Source organism: Pseudomonas sp. PSKL.D1 (assembly GCF_028898945.1).
GTDB lineage: Bacteria > Pseudomonadota > Gammaproteobacteria > Pseudomonadales > Pseudomonadaceae > Aquipseudomonas.
Genome location: NZ_CP118607.1, coordinates 4,729,381 through 4,746,540 on the forward strand (window position 1 = coordinate 4,729,381; position 17,160 = coordinate 4,746,540).

Here is a 17,160-nt window from a genome sequence, read left to right on the forward strand (position 1 = left end):
CCCCTCCAGACGATTGCCACCTAGGCTCAAGGCAAAGGCTTTGGGGCATCGAGGAGGCGGCTCGCCCGACCACTCGTTGTATGTTTAAACAAAATATTGCCATCAAAAAGGCTTGTTTTCTATCTGTCAGTGAATAATCTTGTAATTCCAACAACAAAACCGTTTCAGTGAAGCTTCTTTGTGCCACAGGTTTCACTCGGACTGCCAGAGGTACTGCCATGACCCTACGCATCGCCATCAATGGATTCGGCCGCATCGGGCGCAATGTCCTGCGCGCACTGTATACCCAAGGCTACCGCCAGGACTTGCAGGTCGTCGCCATCAACGACCTGGGCGACAGCGCGATGAACGCCCACCTGCTCAAGTACGACAGCGTGCACGGCGCTTTCGACGCCACCGTGGAGGCTGACCACGAAAGCCTGACGGTCAACGGTGACCGTATTGCGGTCAGCGCCATCCGCAACCCGGCAGACCTGCCCTGGAAGGCTGAGGCGATTGACGTGGTGTTCGAATGCACCGGGCTGTTCACTGATCGCGCCAAAGCCGCAGCGCACCTGGCGGCAGGGGCTGGCAAGGTCATTATCTCGGCACCTGCCAAGGGCGCTGATGCCACGGTGGTGTATGGCGTAAACCACGATACCTTGCGGGCGTCGCACCAGATCATCTCCAGCGCATCGTGCACCACCAACTGCCTGGCACCGATTGCCCAGGTGCTGCACCGCGAGTTCGGCATCGAGCAGGGGCTGATGACCACCATTCACGCCTACACCAACGATCAGGTGCTGACCGACGTTTACCACAGTGACCCCTACCGCGCCCGTTCTGCCACCCAGTCGATGATCCCGAGCAAGACCGGCGCTGCCGAAGCCGTGGGGCTGGTGCTGCCGGAACTGGCCGGCAAACTGACCGGCATGGCCGTGCGCGTGCCGGTGATCAACGTGTCGCTGGTGGACCTCACCGTCAACCTTCAGCGCGAAGCCACGGCCGAGCAGGTCAATCAGCTGTTCCAGGAGGCAAGCCGACATTCCAAGGTGCTGGGCTATAACGCCCTGCCGCTGGTGTCGTGCGATTTCAACCACAACCCGCTGTCGTCGATTTTCGACGCCAACCACACCCGGGCCAACGGCCGCATGCTCAAGGTGCTGGCCTGGTATGACAATGAGTGGGGGTTCTCCAACCGGATGCTGGACAACTGCCTGGCGTTGATGAACGCACGTTGATTGCATCGGACTTGTCGCAGGCGAGCCTGCGACAAGTCCGAACCTGCATACACAATCTTTACCCTTTCTTAACATTTCCCCGCTTGACCTTTGGCAAAGATGATAAGCATTATCATTCACCTCTTCATCGGCCAGGTTTCCCCGTGAGTCAGTCCCGGTTCAACTCCGTCTTCCTCGTTCAGCGGCTTTCGTTGCTGCGCACCCTGCAGCGCATGGTCGGCAACAGCAGCACCGCCGAGGATTTGCTGCAGGAAACCTACCTGCGGGTTTCCCGCGTCCTGGGCGAACGCCCCATCGAGCATCTGGAACCCTTTGTATTCCAGACAGCCCGCAACCTGGCACTGGACCACCTGCGTACCCGCCGGGTGCAAGCGCGCATGCTGGTGGACGATGTGCCCGATGAGGTGCTGCACAATGTTGCCGCACCGGTCAGCAGCAATGAGGATGCCGCCCACGCCGAGCAGTTGCTCAAGCACCTGAGCGTCAGCCTCAACCAACTTACCGAGCGCCAGCAGCGCATTTTCATCCTCAGCCGCCTGCACGGCGCGAGCTACCTGGAAATCGCCGACCAGTTGAAGGTGTCTGCCAGCACGGTGCAAAAAGAGCTGAAACTGATCATGGCCATCTGCATGGGTGTGGCCGATCGCCTCAAGTGAGCCGACCGTTTGCCACCTGAATGCGCAAGGCCCTTGCCACGCCCAGGCTTAGCCTTGATCATTCAGAAAAATATCTGCAAGGACCCACCGTGACCGACAGCCCCGTCACCCGCCCGCCAGCCAACGGGCCCGACGCCCGCGCCCGTGCGATGGACGAGGCGCTGGGCTGGCTCGTGCGCTTGCAGTGCGCCAGCCAAGCGGACACCCAGGCCTTCGAGCAATGGTTAAGTGCGGCACCCGAAAATGCCGAAGCCTATGTCGAAGCCGAGGCGCTGTGGAATGGCAGCTCTCTGCGGCAGGCCGCTACACAGATGCATCAGGTAAAACGCCGTTCGGTGCGGGGCCGCCTACGTACCCACTGGAAACCGCTGGCCACGGCTGCCGTGCTGCTGGTCGGGCTGTTCACTTTCGGCAACTTGCCGGTACGCCTGCAGGCAGACCACCTCACCGTGGTAGGCGAGCGCCAGCGCCTGCAACTGGATGACGGTGCCAAGGTGTTGCTCAACACCAACTCCGCCTTTGCCAGTGACCTGCAGGGTGGCCGGCAGGTGGCTCGGCTGCTGCAGGGTGAGGCGTACTTCGAGGTGCCCGGCGGCAACCAGCTGCCATTGGAGGTACAGGCTGGTCCGCTACGGGCGCAGGTGCGCGATACCGACTTTGCCGTGCGCTACCTCGATGGTGAGGCGCAGGTACGCGTGCAACGGGGTGACGTCGACCTGCAGGCCGCCAGCGACCAGCGCATCCGCCTGACCGCTGGCGACAGCATCAGCGTCGGGCCGCAAGGCTTTGGCCAACGCCAGCGGCCGGACATGCACAAGGACCTGGCGTGGGTCGATGGCCGCCTGGTCTTCGAAAACTGCCCGCTGAGCCAGGTGCTGGCTGAAGTGCGCCGCTACTACCCCGGCTGGATCATCAACCGCAACAGCGAGCTTGGCGACATGGCTGTCACCGGCAACTACCGCCTCGACCAACCGCTGGAAACCTTGCGCGCCCTGGCCCACATCACCTCAGCACAGCTGCATGAATACCCCGCCGTGGTCATTCTGAACTGACCTGAAAACTTTTTTTACGCGATCGCGACACCCCGCCCGTCTCGTTATAGCCAATGCAACTGATTCTTGTTTGAAAACAAGAACGGTCATCACCTATAACAGTTCGCGCGTCAGGGAGCGCTTTCGATGTCCACAACTCGCCCGTCCACCCTTCCCCGCCGAGCAGGGCAACTGTCCCTGCTGACTTTGGCCCTGCTGGCCAGTGGCGCTGTAAGCCTGCCAGCACTGGCCGCAGAGCCGGCCCAGGCCAGCAGCCCGCGTATGGGTGACTACCGTTTCAACATCGCCCAACAGCCCCTGGTGGAAGCAATCAATGCATTCAGCCAAGTGACCGGCTGGCAGGTTGGCTTCAGTGCAGAAGTGGCCGAGGGCGTGGCGTCGCCCGGCGTACGCGGCTCGTTGCCGCCGGAAGCCGCACTCAAGCAAATGCTCCAGGGCACGGGCCTTGGCTACCGCAAGATCAGCAACGGCAACGTGGTGCTCGAGCGCCAGTCCGCCGGCAATGCCATTGCCCTGCAACAGATGACCGTCAGCGCCACCCGTAGCGCACAGGACGTGAGCCAGGTGCCCAGCACCGTCTCCGTGCAGACACGCCAGGAACTGGACCGCCAGAACGTCAACAACATCAAGGACCTGGTGCGCTACGAACCTGGCGTATCGGTGGGCGGCGTTGGCCAGCGTAGCGGCCTGAACGGCTACAACATTCGCGGCATCGACGGCGAGCGCATCCTGACCCAGGTCGACGGTGTATCGATCCCCGACAGCTTCTTCTACGGCCCGTATGCCCAAACCCAGCGCAACTATGTCGACCCTGAAATCGTCAAGCGCGTGGAAATCCTGCGCGGCCCGGCCTCGGTGCTGTACGGCAGCAACGCCATTGGCGGTGCGGTCAGCTACTTCACCCTCGACCCGGACGACATCATCAAGCCGGGCAAGGACGTGGGCGCCCGCCTGAAAACCGGTTACAGCTCCGCCGACGACAGCTGGCTGACCTCCGCCACCGTGGCCGGCCGCCAGGGCGACTTCGACGGCCTGCTGCACCTGAGCCAGCGCAACGGCCACGAAACCGAATCGTACGGTGGCCATGGCGGCACCGGCCTGTCGCGCACTGAAGCCAACCCGGAAGACGTGCGTACCACCAACGTGCTGGCCAAACTGGGCTGGAACTACGCCGACGACGCCCGCCTGGGTTTTACCTACGAGCGCTACAAGGATGACCGCGACCAGAACATCCTCAGCGCCGTAGGCGGCCCGTTCACCAACGGCACCGGCCTTGGCATGTACCGCAGCCGTACCGGCAACGATACCGTGACCCGCGAGCGCTTCGGCATCAACCACGAGTTCGGCCTGGATTCGGTTGTCGCCGACCACATCAAGTGGAGCCTGAACTACCAGATCGCCAAGACCGACCAGGAAACCGAGGAAGTCTACTTCCCGTTCAGCCGCACCGTGCTGCGTACGCGTGACACCACCTACAAAGACCGCCAATGGGTCTTCGATGCCCAACTTGACAAAGCCTTCAGCATTGGCGAAACCGACCACCTGCTGACCTACGGCACCACCCTCAAGCACGAGAAGGTCACCGGTTCGCGCAGCGGCACCGGCACCTGCCTGGCGGTAGGCGGCACCTGCCGCGCCATCGGCCAGGTCAGCACCACCGACGCCCAGGCACTGGTCAGCGACTTCCCGGACCCGACCGTCAACACCTACAGCCTGTTCGTGCAGGATGAAATCCGCTGGAACAACTGGACTTTCCTGCCAGGGGCTCGCTACGACTACACCCGCATGGAGCCCAAGTTCACCGAGGAATTCCTGCGCGGCATCCAGGGCTCGGGCACGGCACCAGGCAGCCTCGACGACTCGGACAAGAAGTGGCACCGCGTATCGCCGAAACTCGGCGTAACCTATGCCTTCAACGACAACTACACGTGGTACGGCCAATACGCGGAAGGCTTCCGCACACCGACCGCGAAGTCGATGTACGGCCGCTTCGAGAACCAGGCTGAAGGCTACGTGGTGCAAGGCAACCCCGGTCTTGAGCCCGAGAAGAGCAAGAGCTACGAAACCGGCCTGCGCGGCAACTTCGAGGCGGGCAACTTCAGCGCGGCGGTGTTCTACAACAAGTACCGCGACTTCATCGACGAAGACGCCGTGCAGTCGGCCAACCTCGAGACCACCTTCCAGGCCAACAACATCAAGCACGCCACCATCAAGGGTGCCGAGGTCAAAGGCCGCCTGAACCTTGACCACTTCGGTGCACCAGAAGGGCTGTACACCCAGGGCTCGATTGCCTATGCCAATGGCCGCAACGATGACAACGGCCAACCGCTGAACAGCGTCAACCCGCTGACCGGCGTGTTCGGCCTGGGTTACGAGCAGCCGAACTACGGCGGCCTGCTGAGCTGGACGCTGGTCAAACGCAAGACCCGCGTCGACGACACCACCTTCTTTGCGCCAGACGGCCAGAGCTCGCAGTTCCGCACCCCGGGCTACGGCGTGCTGGACCTGACCGGTTTCTACAAGGTGACCGACGACGTGACCATCAATGCCGGCCTGTACAACCTGACCGACAAGAAGTACTGGCAGTGGGATGACGTGCGTGGCTATGACGGCCAGGGCGAAGCGGGTGTGACCCAGCCGGCCAACCTCGACCGCCTGACCATGCCGGGGCGCAATTTCGGTATCAATGTGGTTTGGGATATCTGAGAGTTGTAGCGCCTGTGAGATAGAGCGCCGCTCGCGCGGCGCATCGCGGATAAATCCGCTCCTACAACTGCCTGACGCATGCCTGTAGGAGCGGATTCATCCGCGATGCGCCGCACGAGCGGCGCTCTATCTTCCAGCCACCACCGCACCAAAGCCAAAAAACCCAGTTTTTTTACTGTCCTCCCCCCGCTGTTTCGTCTTGTCACTAGACGCCCTCATTTCCCAAGGACACCCCCATGACCGACCGCCCTGCCCTGCGCTCGCAGCGCCTGAACCAGGTAACCCACGCCCCGCATACCGAGCTGGACGCCCTGGTCAAATCCCACGCGCCGTTCGACAGCCGTGAAAGCTTCGCCCGCTTCGTGGTTGCCCAATACCTGTTCCAGTCCGAACTGCAGGCCCTGTACAACGACCCGCAACTGATCGCCATCGTCCCGGACCTGGCCGAACGCTGCCGCGCAGAACAAGCGCGCCTGGACCTCGGCGACCTGAACACCGAAGTGCCGGCCGCCGTCCCCGGCGCTCTGCAAAACCCTGGCCTGGGTGAAGCATTGGGCTGGATCTTCGTCTCCGAAGGCTCCAAACTGGGCGCTGCGTTTCTGATCAAGCGTGCCGTTGCCCTTGAGCTGTCCGACAGCTTCGGTGCCCGCCACCTGGGCGAGCCGGCCGGTGGCCGCGCCGAAGGCTGGAAGCAATTCACTCGCATTCTGGATGGCCTGGAACTGTCGCCCGAAGAAGACGCCGCAGCCGAACGTGGTGCAGTGGCCGCCTTCGAGCGCTTCACCGAGCTGCTCAAACATGCCTATGCCACAGACGCCGCATTGGCCTGATACGCATCAACCGGCCGCCTCTGGGGTGGCCGGACCGTTTTTCGCAGTGAGACCATGACCCAACCAGCCCGCTCCAAACTGTCGCGCCTGCTGTACGGCATCCTGGCTTATGTAAGCCTGGGGATCGGGTTGGTGGCCATCGTCATCCCGGGCCTGCCCACTACTGAGTTCATCCTGCTGGCTGCGTGGGCAGCCACACGCAGTTCGCCGCGCTTGTCGGCATGGCTGGAGAACCACCGGTTGTTCGGGCCGATTCTGTACAACTGGCGCAATGGCAAGGTGATCAAAAGACGGGCCAAGGTCAGCGCCACCGTCAGCATGCTGTTGTGTGCAGGGCTGATGCTGACCTTTCTGGAGCACCATTGGCCGGTGTTCCTGGCTATAACCGGCATGGCCATGGGCAACCTCTGGATCTGGTCACGACCTGAGCAGGCCGTGCCAACCCCGTCACAAGCTCAGCAGCCCTGAGTAAAGCGAATATGCAGCCAAGCCCGCCCCCACCAGCACAGCTGCGAAAATCAGCTTTTCCCAGGTGGTGAACAATGCCTGCCCCTGTTCACGCTTGGCGCGAGCGAACAGGATGACGCCCGGTGCGTAAAGCAATGCCGACAACAACAGGTACTTGAGCCCGCCGGCGTACAACAGCCAAACCGCGTACACCAGCGCAACCGCCGCCACCAGCATGTCCTTGCGCCGCAGTGCAGCCTGGGCAGCATACGTGTCACCACGCACGGTCAGCAGCAAGGCGTAAGCAGCCGACCACAGGTACGGCACCAGAATCATCGAAGAAGCCAGGTAAATCAGGCTGGTGTAGGTGCCTGCCGAAAACAGCGTGATCAGCAAGAACCCCTGAATCATGCAGTTGGTCAGCCACAAGGCATTGGCCGGCACATGGTTGGCGTTTTCCCTGGCCAGAAAGCGCGGCATGGTTTTGTCCCGCGCCGTGGCGTACAGAATTTCGGCGCACAGCAACGCCCACGAAAGCAGCGCCCCCAGCAGCGAAACGGCCAGGCCGATACTGATCAGCAACGCCCCCCACGGGCCGACGATATGCTCCAGCACCGACGCCAGTGACGGGTTTTGCAGCCCTGCCAGTTCAGGTTGGGTCATTACGCCCAGCGACAGCACGTTGACCAGCACCAGCAGCGCCAGCACCCCGAGAAAACCGATGACCGTGGCCTTACCCACGTCAGAACGGTTCTGCGCCCGCCCCGAGTAAACGCTGGCACCTTCGATACCGATGAACACGAACACCGTGACCAGCATCATGTTGCGCACTTGATCCAGCACACTGCCGAATTGCGGGTTGCTCAGCCCCCAGATATCCCGGGTGAAAATATCCGCGCGAAACGCAACCGCCGCGATGACGATGAAAATCACCAGCGGCACGATTTTCGCCACGGTGGTTACCTGGTTGATGAAGGCGGCTTCCTTGATGCCCCTCAGCACCAAAAAGTGCACCGACCAGAGCAGCACAGAAGCGCAGCCGATGGCGATGGGGGTATTGCCCTCGCCAAACACCGGGAAATAGAAGCCAAGGGTGCTGAACAACAGCACGAAGTATCCGACGTTGCCCAGCCAGGCGCTGATCCAGTAACCCCAGGCCGAAGAAAAGCCCATGTAGTCGCCGAAGCCCGCCTTGGCGTAGGCGTATACCCCCGAATCCAGCTCGGGTTTGCGGTTGGCCAGGGTCTGGAACACAAATGCCAGCGCCAGCATGCCCACGGCGGTGATGCCCCAACCGATCAACACAGCCCCCACGTCTGCACGCGCGGCCATGTTCTGCGGCAACGAGAAAATGCCGCCACCAATCATCGAGCCGACCACCAGTGCGATCAGCGCGCCAAGGCGCAGCTTCTGTCCCGGTTCGCTCATGGGCCTCCCTTTTTTCACCCGCTGTCATTCGATTGAAACAGCCACATCGGTCATATAAGTACAGTTACTTATATGAGGTAAGCCAATAAACCTATAGCACTAATAACTGCTTTGTCTATAGGCCACCACCTAACAAAATTACCAGTTGAAAGCCGTTCAGAAAAGATTCTAATAAAACTGAAAATTCTTATGGAAAATTTGCGAAAGCGGCAAAAGCAGCTAGCTTCTTAGATCGCAGGCTAAACAGAGCGTTTGCTCTAGATGTACACGGAGGTGCCAGCGCAGAAGGCCTGCAGCCCAGTTGTCGGCACTCTCCAGGAGTTACGTGAAGGCCTTTTCCCACTTCACGTCACCATGAACTGACCTAAGTCAGTTCATGGCCAAGGCGATAGTTTTAATCTGTCGTCAACTTTCTCCTGGCAGGAGTTGTTAAATGTCTGATTCAACCGGAAAACTTAAACTTGGCGCGTTAGTTGCGCTTGTGGTCGGCTCGATGATCGGTGGCGGGATCTTCTCGTTACCGCAAAACATGGCCGCCAGCGCCGGGGTCGGCGCAGTGCTGATCGGCTGGGCTATTACCGCAGTCGGGATGCTGACCCTGGCCTTCGTGTTCCAAACGCTGGCCAACCGCAAACCCGACCTGGACGGCGGTGTGTATGCCTACGCCAAGGCGGGCTTTGGCGATTACATGGGCTTCTCTTCCGCCTGGGGCTACTGGATCAGTGCCTGGCTGGGCAACGTCGGTTACTTCGTCTTGCTGTTCAGTACGCTGGGCTACTTCTTCCCGATCTTTGGCGAGGGCAACACGCCAGCAGCCATCATCGGAGCTTCGATCCTGCTGTGGGCAGTGCACTTCCTGGTGCTGCGCGGCATCAAGGAAGCGGCGTTCATCAACCTGGTCACCACCGTGGCCAAGGTCGTGCCGCTGGTGCTGTTTGCCCTGATCTGCCTGTTCGCCTTCCGCCTCGACATCTTCACCGCTGACATATGGGCCACCGGCACACCCGAACTGGGCAGTGTGATGAACCAGGTACGCAACATGATGCTGGTCACCGTGTGGGTGTTCATTGGCATCGAGGGCGCAAGCATCTTCTCGTCCCGGGCGGAAAAACGCTCCGACGTGGGCAAGGCCACGGTCATTGGTTTCATCACCGTGCTGCTGTTCCTGGTGCTGGTCAATGTGCTGTCGCTTGGCGTAATGACTCAACCTGAACTGGCCAAGCTGCAGAACCCTTCAATGGCCGCTGTACTTGAACATGTGGTCGGCCACTGGGGCGCGGTGCTGATCAGCGTAGGCCTGATCATCTCGCTGCTGGGTGCCCTGCTGTCCTGGGTACTGTTGTGCGCCGAGATCATGTTCGCCGCCGCCAAAGACCACACCATGCCGGAGTTCCTGCGCCGCGAAAACGCCAATCAGGTACCGGCCAATGCCCTGTGGCTGACCAACGCCATGGTGCAGATCTTCCTGGTGATCACCCTGTTCTCCAGCAGCACCTACCTGTCGCTGATCTATCTGGCAACCTCGATGATCCTGGTGCCTTACCTGTGGTCGGCGGGCTATGGCTTCCTGCTGGCATGGCGCGGTGAAACCTACGAGCAAGCTGCCGCAGAGCGCAGCAAAGACTTGCTGATTGGTGGCATCGCCTTGATCTACGCCATTTGGCTGTTGTACGCCGGCGGCGTGAAATACCTGCTGCTTTCCGCCCTGCTGTATGCCCCGGGCGTGATCCTGTTTGCCAAGGCCAAGCACGAGATTGGCCAACCCATCTTTACCAACGTGGAAAAACTGATCTTCGCAGCCGTGGTCATCGGCGCCATCGTGGCGGCCTATGGACTGTACGACGGCTTCCTGACCCTGTGACCACGGCTACGCACTAATGGAGGATTGAACCATGTCCACTGAAAAACAGAAGTACGGTGTCCACTCCGAAGCAGGCAAGCTGCGTAAAGTGATGGTCTGCTCCCCGGGCCTTGCGCACAAGCGCCTGACCCCGAGCAATTGCGACGAGCTGCTGTTCGATGACGTGATCTGGGTCGACCAGGCCAAGCGTGACCACTTCGACTTCGTCACCAAGATGCGCGAGCGCGGTGTGGATGTGCTGGAGATGCACAACCTGCTGACTGACATCGTGCAGCAGAAAGATGCCCTGAAATGGATCCTGGACCGCAAGATCACCGATGACACCGTCGGCGTAGGCCTGAACAACGAAGTACGCAGCTGGCTTGAAGGCCTCGAACCACGTCACTTGGCCGAGTTTCTTATCGGTGGTGTGGCGGGCCAGGACCTGCCACAGAGCGCCGGTGCCGACGTGGTCAAGATGTACAACGACTACCTGGGGCACTCCAGTTTCATCCTGCCGCCACTGCCCAACACCCAGTTCACCCGCGACACCACCTGCTGGATCTACGGTGGCGTGACGCTGAACCCAATGTACTGGCCTGCGCGTCGCCAGGAAACCCTGCTGACCACTGCCATCTACAAGTTCCACAAGGAATTTACCAACGCCGACTTCGAGGTCTGGTACGGCGACCCCGACAAGGATCACGGCTCATCCACCCTCGAAGGCGGTGACGTGATGCCGATCGGCAAGGGCATTGTGCTCATCGGTATGGGCGAGCGTACCTCTCGCCAGGCCATCGGCCAGGTGGCGCGAAACCTGTTCGCCAAGGGTGCGGCCAAGGAAGTCATCGTCGCCGGCCTGCCGAAGTCCCGCGCCGCCATGCACCTGGACACTGTGTTCAGCTTCTGCGACCGCGACCTGGTGACGGTTTTCCCGGAGGTGGTGAACGAGATTGTGCCGTTCATCATCCGCCCGGACGAAAGCAAGCCCTACGGCATGGACGTACGCCGCATCAACAAGTCGTTCATCGAAGTGGTCGGCGAGCAACTGGGGGTCAAGCTGCGCGTGGTCGAAACCGGCGGCAACAGCTTCGCCGCCGAACGCGAACAGTGGGATGACGGCAACAACGTGGTGGCCATCGAACCCGGCGTGGTCATCGGCTACGACCGCAACACCTACACCAACACCCTGCTGCGTAAAGCGGGCATCGAGGTCATCACCATCAGTGCCGGCGAGCTTGGCCGGGGCCGTGGCGGCGGCCACTGCATGACCTGCCCGATCGTACGCGACCCAATCGACTACTAACGCCCAGTACACCCGGCCGCGCCCACGAAGTGGCGGCCGGGCAACTTTCACCGAACTCAAGGAGATACCGTCATGGCGTTCAACATCCACAACCGCAACCTGCTCAGCCTGGAACACCACACCACCCGCGAGCTGAAATATCTGCTGGACCTGTCCCGCGACCTCAAGCGCGCCAAATACACCGGCACCGAGCAGCAGCACCTGAAGGGCAACAACATCGCCCTGATCTTCGAAAAAACCTCCACCCGCACCCGCTGCGCATTCGAAGTGGCCGCCTATGACCAGGGCGCCAACGTTACTTACATCGACCCCAACTCCTCGCAAATCGGCCACAAGGAGAGCATGAAGGACACCGCCCGCGTGCTCGGCCGCATGTATGACGCCATCGAGTACCGTGGCTTCAAGCAGGAAATCGTCGAAGAGCTGGCCAAGTTCGCCGGCGTGCCAGTCTTCAACGGCCTGACCGACGAGTACCACCCAACCCAGATGATCGCCGACGTGCTGACCATGCGTGAACACAGCGACAAGCCGCTGCACGACATCAGCTACGCCTACCTGGGCGATGCCCGCAACAACATGGGTAACTCGCTGCTGCTGATAGGTGCCAAGCTTGGCATGGACGTGCGTATCGCCGCGCCCAAGGCGCTGTGGCCACACGACGACCTGGTTGAACGTTGCCACAAGTACGCCGAAGAAAGCGGCGCCCGCATCACCCTCACCGAAGACCCGAAAGCGGCGGTCAAAGGCGTGGACTTCGTGCACACCGACGTGTGGGTGTCGATGGGTGAGCCGATTGAGGCCTGGGGCGAGCGCATCAAGCAACTCAAGCCTTACCAGGTGAACAAAGAGCTGATGAAAGCCACCGGCAACCCGCGGACCAAGTTCATGCACTGCTTGCCGGCCTTCCACAACTCCGAAACCAAGGTTGGCAAACAGATTGCCGAGCAGTATCCGGACCTCGCCAACGGCATTGAAGTGACCGATGACGTGTTCGAGTCCCCGGCGTGCATTGCCTTCGAGCAGGCGGAAAACCGCATGCACACGATCAAGGCAATCCTCGTCTCGACCCTGGCCGACCTCTGACCCCACCACTGCACAGGGGCTGTATCGGCCCCTGTGACTGAACCCATTTCCCGCTCAAAGGACATTCCCCATGCGTATCGTTGTTGCATTGGGCGGTAACGCCCTCCTGCGCCGCGGCGAGCCCATGACCGCTGACATCCAGCGCGCCAATATCCGCACCGCCACCGAGCAGATCGCCAAGATTCACCCCGGCAACGAACTGGTCATCGCCCACGGCAACGGCCCGCAAGTCGGCCTGCTGTCGCTGCAGGCCGATGCCTACAAATCCGTGGAACCGTACCCACTGGACGTACTGGGTGCCGAGACCGAAGGCATGATCGGCTACATGATCGAACAGGAACTGGGCAACCTGCTGGCGTTCGAAGTGCCGTTCGCCACCTTGCTGACCCAGGTCGAGGTAGACGCCAACGACCCGGCCTTCAAAGACCCGACCAAGTTCATCGGCCCGGTCTACAGCAAGGAAGAAGCCGAGCGCCTGGCCAAGGAGAAGGGCTGGGTGGTCAAAGCCGACGGCGACAAGTATCGCCGCGTGGTGGCCAGCCCCAAACCCAAGCGCATTTTCGAAATCCGCCCGATCAAATGGTTGCTGGAAAAGAGCAGCATCGTGATCTGCGCCGGAGGTGGCGGCATCCCCACCATGTACGATGAAAACCGCAAGCTCAGAGGCATTGAAGCGGTCATTGACAAGGATTTGTGCTCAGCACTGCTGGCCGAACAGCTGGAAGCAGACCTGCTGATCATTGCCACCGACGTGGACGCGGCCTACATCGACTGGGGCAAGCCCACCCAGAAGGCGATTGCCGAGGCGCACCCTGACGAACTGGAGCGCTTGGGTTTCGCCGCAGGCTCCATGGGGCCGAAAGTGCAAGCGGCGATGGACTTTGCCCGCAACACCGGCAAGGTCGCAGTGATCAGCTCGCTGGAAAACATCGAAGGTATCGTCAAAGGTACCGCGGGCACACGCGTCAGCACCGCCAAGCCGGGAATCAGCTACCGTTGATGGCAGTTGGCGGGTACTGCGGTACCCGCCGTTATCAAATCATGTGGAGGATTTCGTCATGGCCACCTATGAACCCGGGCATGTTCATATCGAGCGCACTGCGCTGAACAAGGCTGATCATAGCTATGACCTGAAAATCGATTACGAGGCCACCCAGGATCAGCAGAAGGGCCGCGGCATACTGTTCCGCATGCACGGCAGCATCGAGGGGAAACCGGTCGATGAGTCATTCTTCCTGAGAAAGGAAGAAGTACTGCCCAGATTCCTGATGGACCTGAGCCGTAAAGCTCAAGCACATCTGCCTGCACCCAAGAAATTTGAAAGCCTTCCATCGCCACATCCGCTGTTCGACAAGATGTTCGAAGACATTCGCCAGAAGCTGAATGTGAAGTCTGGTGATCCGATCAAGCCGGAAAACCTGGAAGGCATGTAATCCTGGGGGCCGCTGCGCAGCCCATCGCGGATAAATCCGCTCCTACAATCCCTGTAGGAGCGGATTTATCCGCGATGGGCTGCGCAGCGGCCCCGGCATTCTTGGGCTCCCCCTTCGCAAGGCATACTACCGCCCTCCCCAGCCACAACCCGTACCTCCCCATGCGCATCCACGTCAGCTTCATCGACCGCGTCGGCATCACCCAGGAAGTCCTCGCCCTGCTCGGCGCCCGCAACCTCAACCTGGACGCCGTGGAAATGGTCCCGCCCAACGTCTACATCGACGCCCCTACCCTGAGCCCCGCCGTGCTTGAAGAACTGCACGACGCGCTGTTCGAGGTTAACGGCGTGCAGTCGGTGGATGTGGTTGACATTCTTCCGGGCCAACGCCGCCACCTGCAGCTCGATGCCTTGCTGGCGGCAATGAGTGACCCGGTACTGGCGGTGGACAGCGCCGGTAAAGTGCTGCTGGCCAACCCCGCGCTGATCGCCCTGTGCGGCCGTGAATCCGCCGGGCGCTCGGTTAGCGAACTGTTTGATGACCCAGCGCTGCTGCAAGCACTGCTGGACAACAACTTCCACCTGCCGATGCGCGAAATGCAGCTCAATGGCCAAAGTTTGCTGTTGGACGCCACCCCCATCACCAACGCTGGGGGGCTGCTGACACTCTACCCGCCAACGCGCATGGGCGAACGGCTGTCGGCACTTCACCATGATCATGCCGAGGGCTTTGATGCCTTGCTTGGTGAGTCCGCCGCCATTCGTACGCTAAAAGCCCGCGCCCTGCGCGTAGCGACATTGGATGCGCCACTGCTCGTGCACGGCGAAACCGGCACTGGCAAGGAACTGGTGGCCCGCGCCTGCCACGCCATCAGCAGCCGTCACGCTGCGCCGTTCCTTGCCCTGAACTGCGCCGCGCTGCCAGAGAACCTCGCTGAGAGCGAGCTGTTCGGCTATGCCCCGGGCGCCTTCACCGGCGCACAGCGCGGCGGCAAGCCCGGGCTGATGGAACTGGCCAACCAGGGCACGGTGTTTCTCGATGAAATCGGCGAAATGTCGCCCTACCTGCAGGCCAAGCTACTACGTTTCCTCAGTGATGGCAGCTTCCGTCGCGTGGGCGGGGACCGCGAAGTGAAGGTGGATGTACGTATCATCAGCGCCACCCACCGTGATCTGGAGCGCATGGTGGCCGAAGGGACGTTTCGCGAAGACCTGTTCTACCGGCTGAACGTGCTCAACCTGCAAGTGCCCCCGCTGCGCGACCGCGGCCAGGATATTCTGATGCTCGCGCACTTCTTCATGCAGCAGGCCTGCACCCAGATCCAGCGCCCGCCTTGCCGGCTGACCCCCGACACCCACTCGGCTTTGCTGGCCAACCCCTGGCCAGGCAACGTTCGCCAACTGCAAAACGTGATCTTCCGCGCGGCGGCCATTTGCGAGAGCAACCTGGTGGACATCGGTGACCTGGACATCGCCGGTACATCGGTGGCACGCGGGCAAGACGGCGAAGTGAGTTCCCTTGAGCAAGCCGTTGCAGATTTCGAGCGCGAACTGTTGCTGCGGCTGTATGCCAGCTACCCGTCGACCCGCCAATTGGCGGGGCGCTTGCAGACCTCGCACAGCGCCATTGCCCAACGACTGCGCAAATACGGCATTCCCAAAGCCAATTCCTGACTTTTCTCAGTTTTACCCTACACATCGCTACGCATCATCACCCGGAGAATGACAGTACCGTTACATCACAAAAGACATAAACGATGCTCGAGCTCGACTTCTACGGCACACTGGTAGCCGCTTCGCTGGTCCTTCTGCTGGGCCGTGGCCTGGTCACACGCGTCAACTTCCTGCGTATTTACAACATTCCCGAACCTGTCGCTGGTGGCTTGGTGGTGGCGCTCTTGCTGCTGGGCCTACGCGGCTTCTTCGATGTACACGTACAGTTCGACACCTCCCTCCAATCCCCCTTGATGCTGGCCTTTTTTGCCACCATCGGTTTGAGCGCGGACATGGCCAGCTTGCGCAAAGGGGGCCGGGTAGTCGCCATTTTCCTCTGTGCGGTAACCGGGCTGCTGGTGGTACAGAACGCCCTGGGCATCGGGCTTGCCAAAGCCCTGGGGCTCGACCCGTTGATGGGCTTGTTGTCGGGGTCGATTGCCTTGTCCGGTGGCCACGGCACCAGTGCCGCGTGGGGTGCGACGTTCAGTGAGCAGTATGGGCTGGCCTCGGCAACGGAACTGGGCATGGCCGCCGCGACCTTCGGCCTGGTGCTGGGCGGCCTGATTGGCGGCCCGGTCGCACGCCTGCTGATCAGCCGCGTGCAAACGCCCGGTGTTGAACAGGAAGTGCCCGTACTGCCCAAGGGTTTTGAACAGCCGAACAAAGAGCGTTTGATTACCCCGTTCTCGATAGTCGAGACACTGGCCTTGATCGCCGTCAGCATGATGGTGGGTACACTGCTCACGGGCCTGCTCAAAGGCACCGCATTCGAGCTGCCAACCTTCGTGTGCGTGTTGTTCGTCGGAGTTGTGCTGCGTAACGGGCTGGCATTGTGTGGCTTGTACCAGGTGTTCGAGCGGGAAGTTTCGGTACTGGGTAACGTCAGCCTGTCGCTGTTCCTGGCAATTGCATTGATGTCGCTCAAACTCTGGGATCTGGCGGCCCTTGCATTGCCCTTTGTCATCTTGCTGACAGCACAAACGTTGGTGATGGCACTTTTTGCCGTATTCGTGACGTTCCGGGCCATGGGCAGCAACTATGATGCAGCGGTGCTGGCCGCCGGTCACTGCGGCTTCGGGCTAGGCGCCACGCCGACAGCCATTGCCAACATGCAGGCCGTAACGCAGCGCTACGGGCCGTCGCATGTTGCGTTTCTGGTGGTGCCGATGGTGGGTGCATTCTTTATTGACATCATCAATGTGATCGTCATCAAGTTGTATTTGGCTTTGCCGTTCTTCACCACGCTGTAAAACCTCTTGAAGCAAAGTATCGAATTCGTTACACCGTATCGAATTCGATACAATCCCTTTTCGTTCCCGCTGTACAAGGGTTTGATCCACAAACCCTTTTTCTTTCTCACCTGCCTGTATTGATTTCGTTACACATAGCCCTCGAATATCTCTCGAATTATCTGTAACTATCTGTTTTATATGGCTTTTAATTA

Annotated in this window: 14 protein-coding genes; 13 read left to right on the top strand and 1 reads right to left on the bottom strand. The window is 60.6% G+C overall.

From position 1 onward, the window contains the following. The first annotated feature begins 218 nt into the window (after positions 1 to 218). From gap to PVV54_RS21145, 6 genes are all read left to right on the top strand, one after another. Positions 219 to 1,220 carry a type I glyceraldehyde-3-phosphate dehydrogenase gene (gene gap / locus PVV54_RS21120; RefSeq protein ID WP_274907100.1) on the top strand — a complete coding sequence of 334 codons (1,002 nt, stop codon included), beginning with the start codon at positions 219 to 221 and terminating at the stop codon, positions 1,218 to 1,220. A 143-nt stretch (positions 1,221 to 1,363) separates the two neighbouring features. Further along, the gene (locus PVV54_RS21125; RefSeq protein WP_274907101.1) at positions 1,364 to 1,876 is read left to right on the top strand and encodes an RNA polymerase sigma factor; all 513 of its coding nucleotides are present in this window, start codon (positions 1,364 to 1,366) and stop codon (positions 1,874 to 1,876) included. Positions 1,877 to 1,965: 89 nt separating this feature from the next. Continuing rightward, on the top strand, positions 1,966 to 2,928 hold the full coding sequence (locus PVV54_RS21130) for a FecR family protein (RefSeq protein WP_274907102.1): 963 nt from the start codon (positions 1,966 to 1,968) through the stop codon (positions 2,926 to 2,928). A gap of 126 nt (positions 2,929 to 3,054) precedes the next feature. Beyond that, positions 3,055 to 5,634, top strand: coding sequence for a TonB-dependent receptor (locus PVV54_RS21135; protein WP_274907103.1), 2,580 nt, complete (start codon positions 3,055 to 3,057; stop codon positions 5,632 to 5,634). 236 nt (positions 5,635 to 5,870) lie between these two features. Then, positions 5,871 to 6,464, top strand: coding sequence for a biliverdin-producing heme oxygenase (locus PVV54_RS21140; protein ID WP_274907104.1), 594 nt, complete (start codon positions 5,871 to 5,873; stop codon positions 6,462 to 6,464). Between the two features lie 54 nt (positions 6,465 to 6,518). After that, positions 6,519 to 6,932 carry a YbaN family protein gene (locus PVV54_RS21145; RefSeq protein ID WP_274907105.1) on the top strand — a complete coding sequence of 138 codons (414 nt, stop codon included), beginning with the start codon at positions 6,519 to 6,521 and terminating at the stop codon, positions 6,930 to 6,932. On the opposite strand, the gene arcD (PVV54_RS21150) is transcribed toward PVV54_RS21145, so the two are convergent. Further along, on the bottom strand, positions 6,912 to 8,339 hold the full coding sequence (arcD, locus tag PVV54_RS21150; RefSeq protein WP_274907106.1) for an arginine-ornithine antiporter: 1,428 nt from the start codon (positions 8,337 to 8,339) through the stop codon (positions 6,912 to 6,914). The two genes, PVV54_RS21145 and arcD (PVV54_RS21150), sit on opposite strands and share 21 nt — an antisense overlap. 433 nt (positions 8,340 to 8,772) lie before the next feature. On the opposite strand from arcD (PVV54_RS21150), the gene arcD (PVV54_RS21155) reads away from it, so the two are divergent. The 7 genes from arcD (PVV54_RS21155) (at position 8,773) to gltS (ending at position 16,966) form a co-directional block, all read left to right on the top strand. Continuing rightward, the gene (gene arcD / locus PVV54_RS21155) at positions 8,773 to 10,200 is read left to right on the top strand and encodes an arginine-ornithine antiporter (RefSeq protein WP_274907107.1); all 1,428 of its coding nucleotides are present in this window, start codon (positions 8,773 to 8,775) and stop codon (positions 10,198 to 10,200) included. Positions 10,201 to 10,231: 31 nt separating this feature from the next. Next, the gene (gene arcA, locus PVV54_RS21160; protein ID WP_274907108.1) at positions 10,232 to 11,485 is read left to right on the top strand and encodes an arginine deiminase; all 1,254 of its coding nucleotides are present in this window, start codon (positions 10,232 to 10,234) and stop codon (positions 11,483 to 11,485) included. Positions 11,486 to 11,557: 72 nt separating this feature from the next. Then, positions 11,558 to 12,568 (top strand): ornithine carbamoyltransferase, encoded by a 1,011-nt coding sequence (locus PVV54_RS21165; protein ID WP_274907109.1) that lies wholly within the window; start codon positions 11,558 to 11,560, stop codon positions 12,566 to 12,568. A 70-nt stretch (positions 12,569 to 12,638) separates the two neighbouring features. Beyond that, positions 12,639 to 13,568: a carbamate kinase gene (gene arcC, locus PVV54_RS21170; protein WP_274907110.1), complete on the top strand. Its 930-nt coding sequence runs from the start codon at positions 12,639 to 12,641 to the stop codon at positions 13,566 to 13,568. Positions 13,569 to 13,626: 58 nt separating this feature from the next. Then, positions 13,627 to 14,001: a DUF5064 family protein gene (locus PVV54_RS21175; protein WP_274907111.1), complete on the top strand. Its 375-nt coding sequence runs from the start codon at positions 13,627 to 13,629 to the stop codon at positions 13,999 to 14,001. Between the two features lie 161 nt (positions 14,002 to 14,162). Beyond that, on the top strand, positions 14,163 to 15,674 hold the full coding sequence (locus PVV54_RS21180; protein ID WP_274907112.1) for a sigma-54-dependent transcriptional regulator: 1,512 nt from the start codon (positions 14,163 to 14,165) through the stop codon (positions 15,672 to 15,674). Between the two features lie 83 nt (positions 15,675 to 15,757). Continuing rightward, on the top strand, positions 15,758 to 16,966 hold the full coding sequence (gltS, locus tag PVV54_RS21185; protein ID WP_274907113.1) for a sodium/glutamate symporter: 1,209 nt from the start codon (positions 15,758 to 15,760) through the stop codon (positions 16,964 to 16,966). The last annotated feature ends 194 nt before the right edge of the window (positions 16,967 to 17,160 follow it).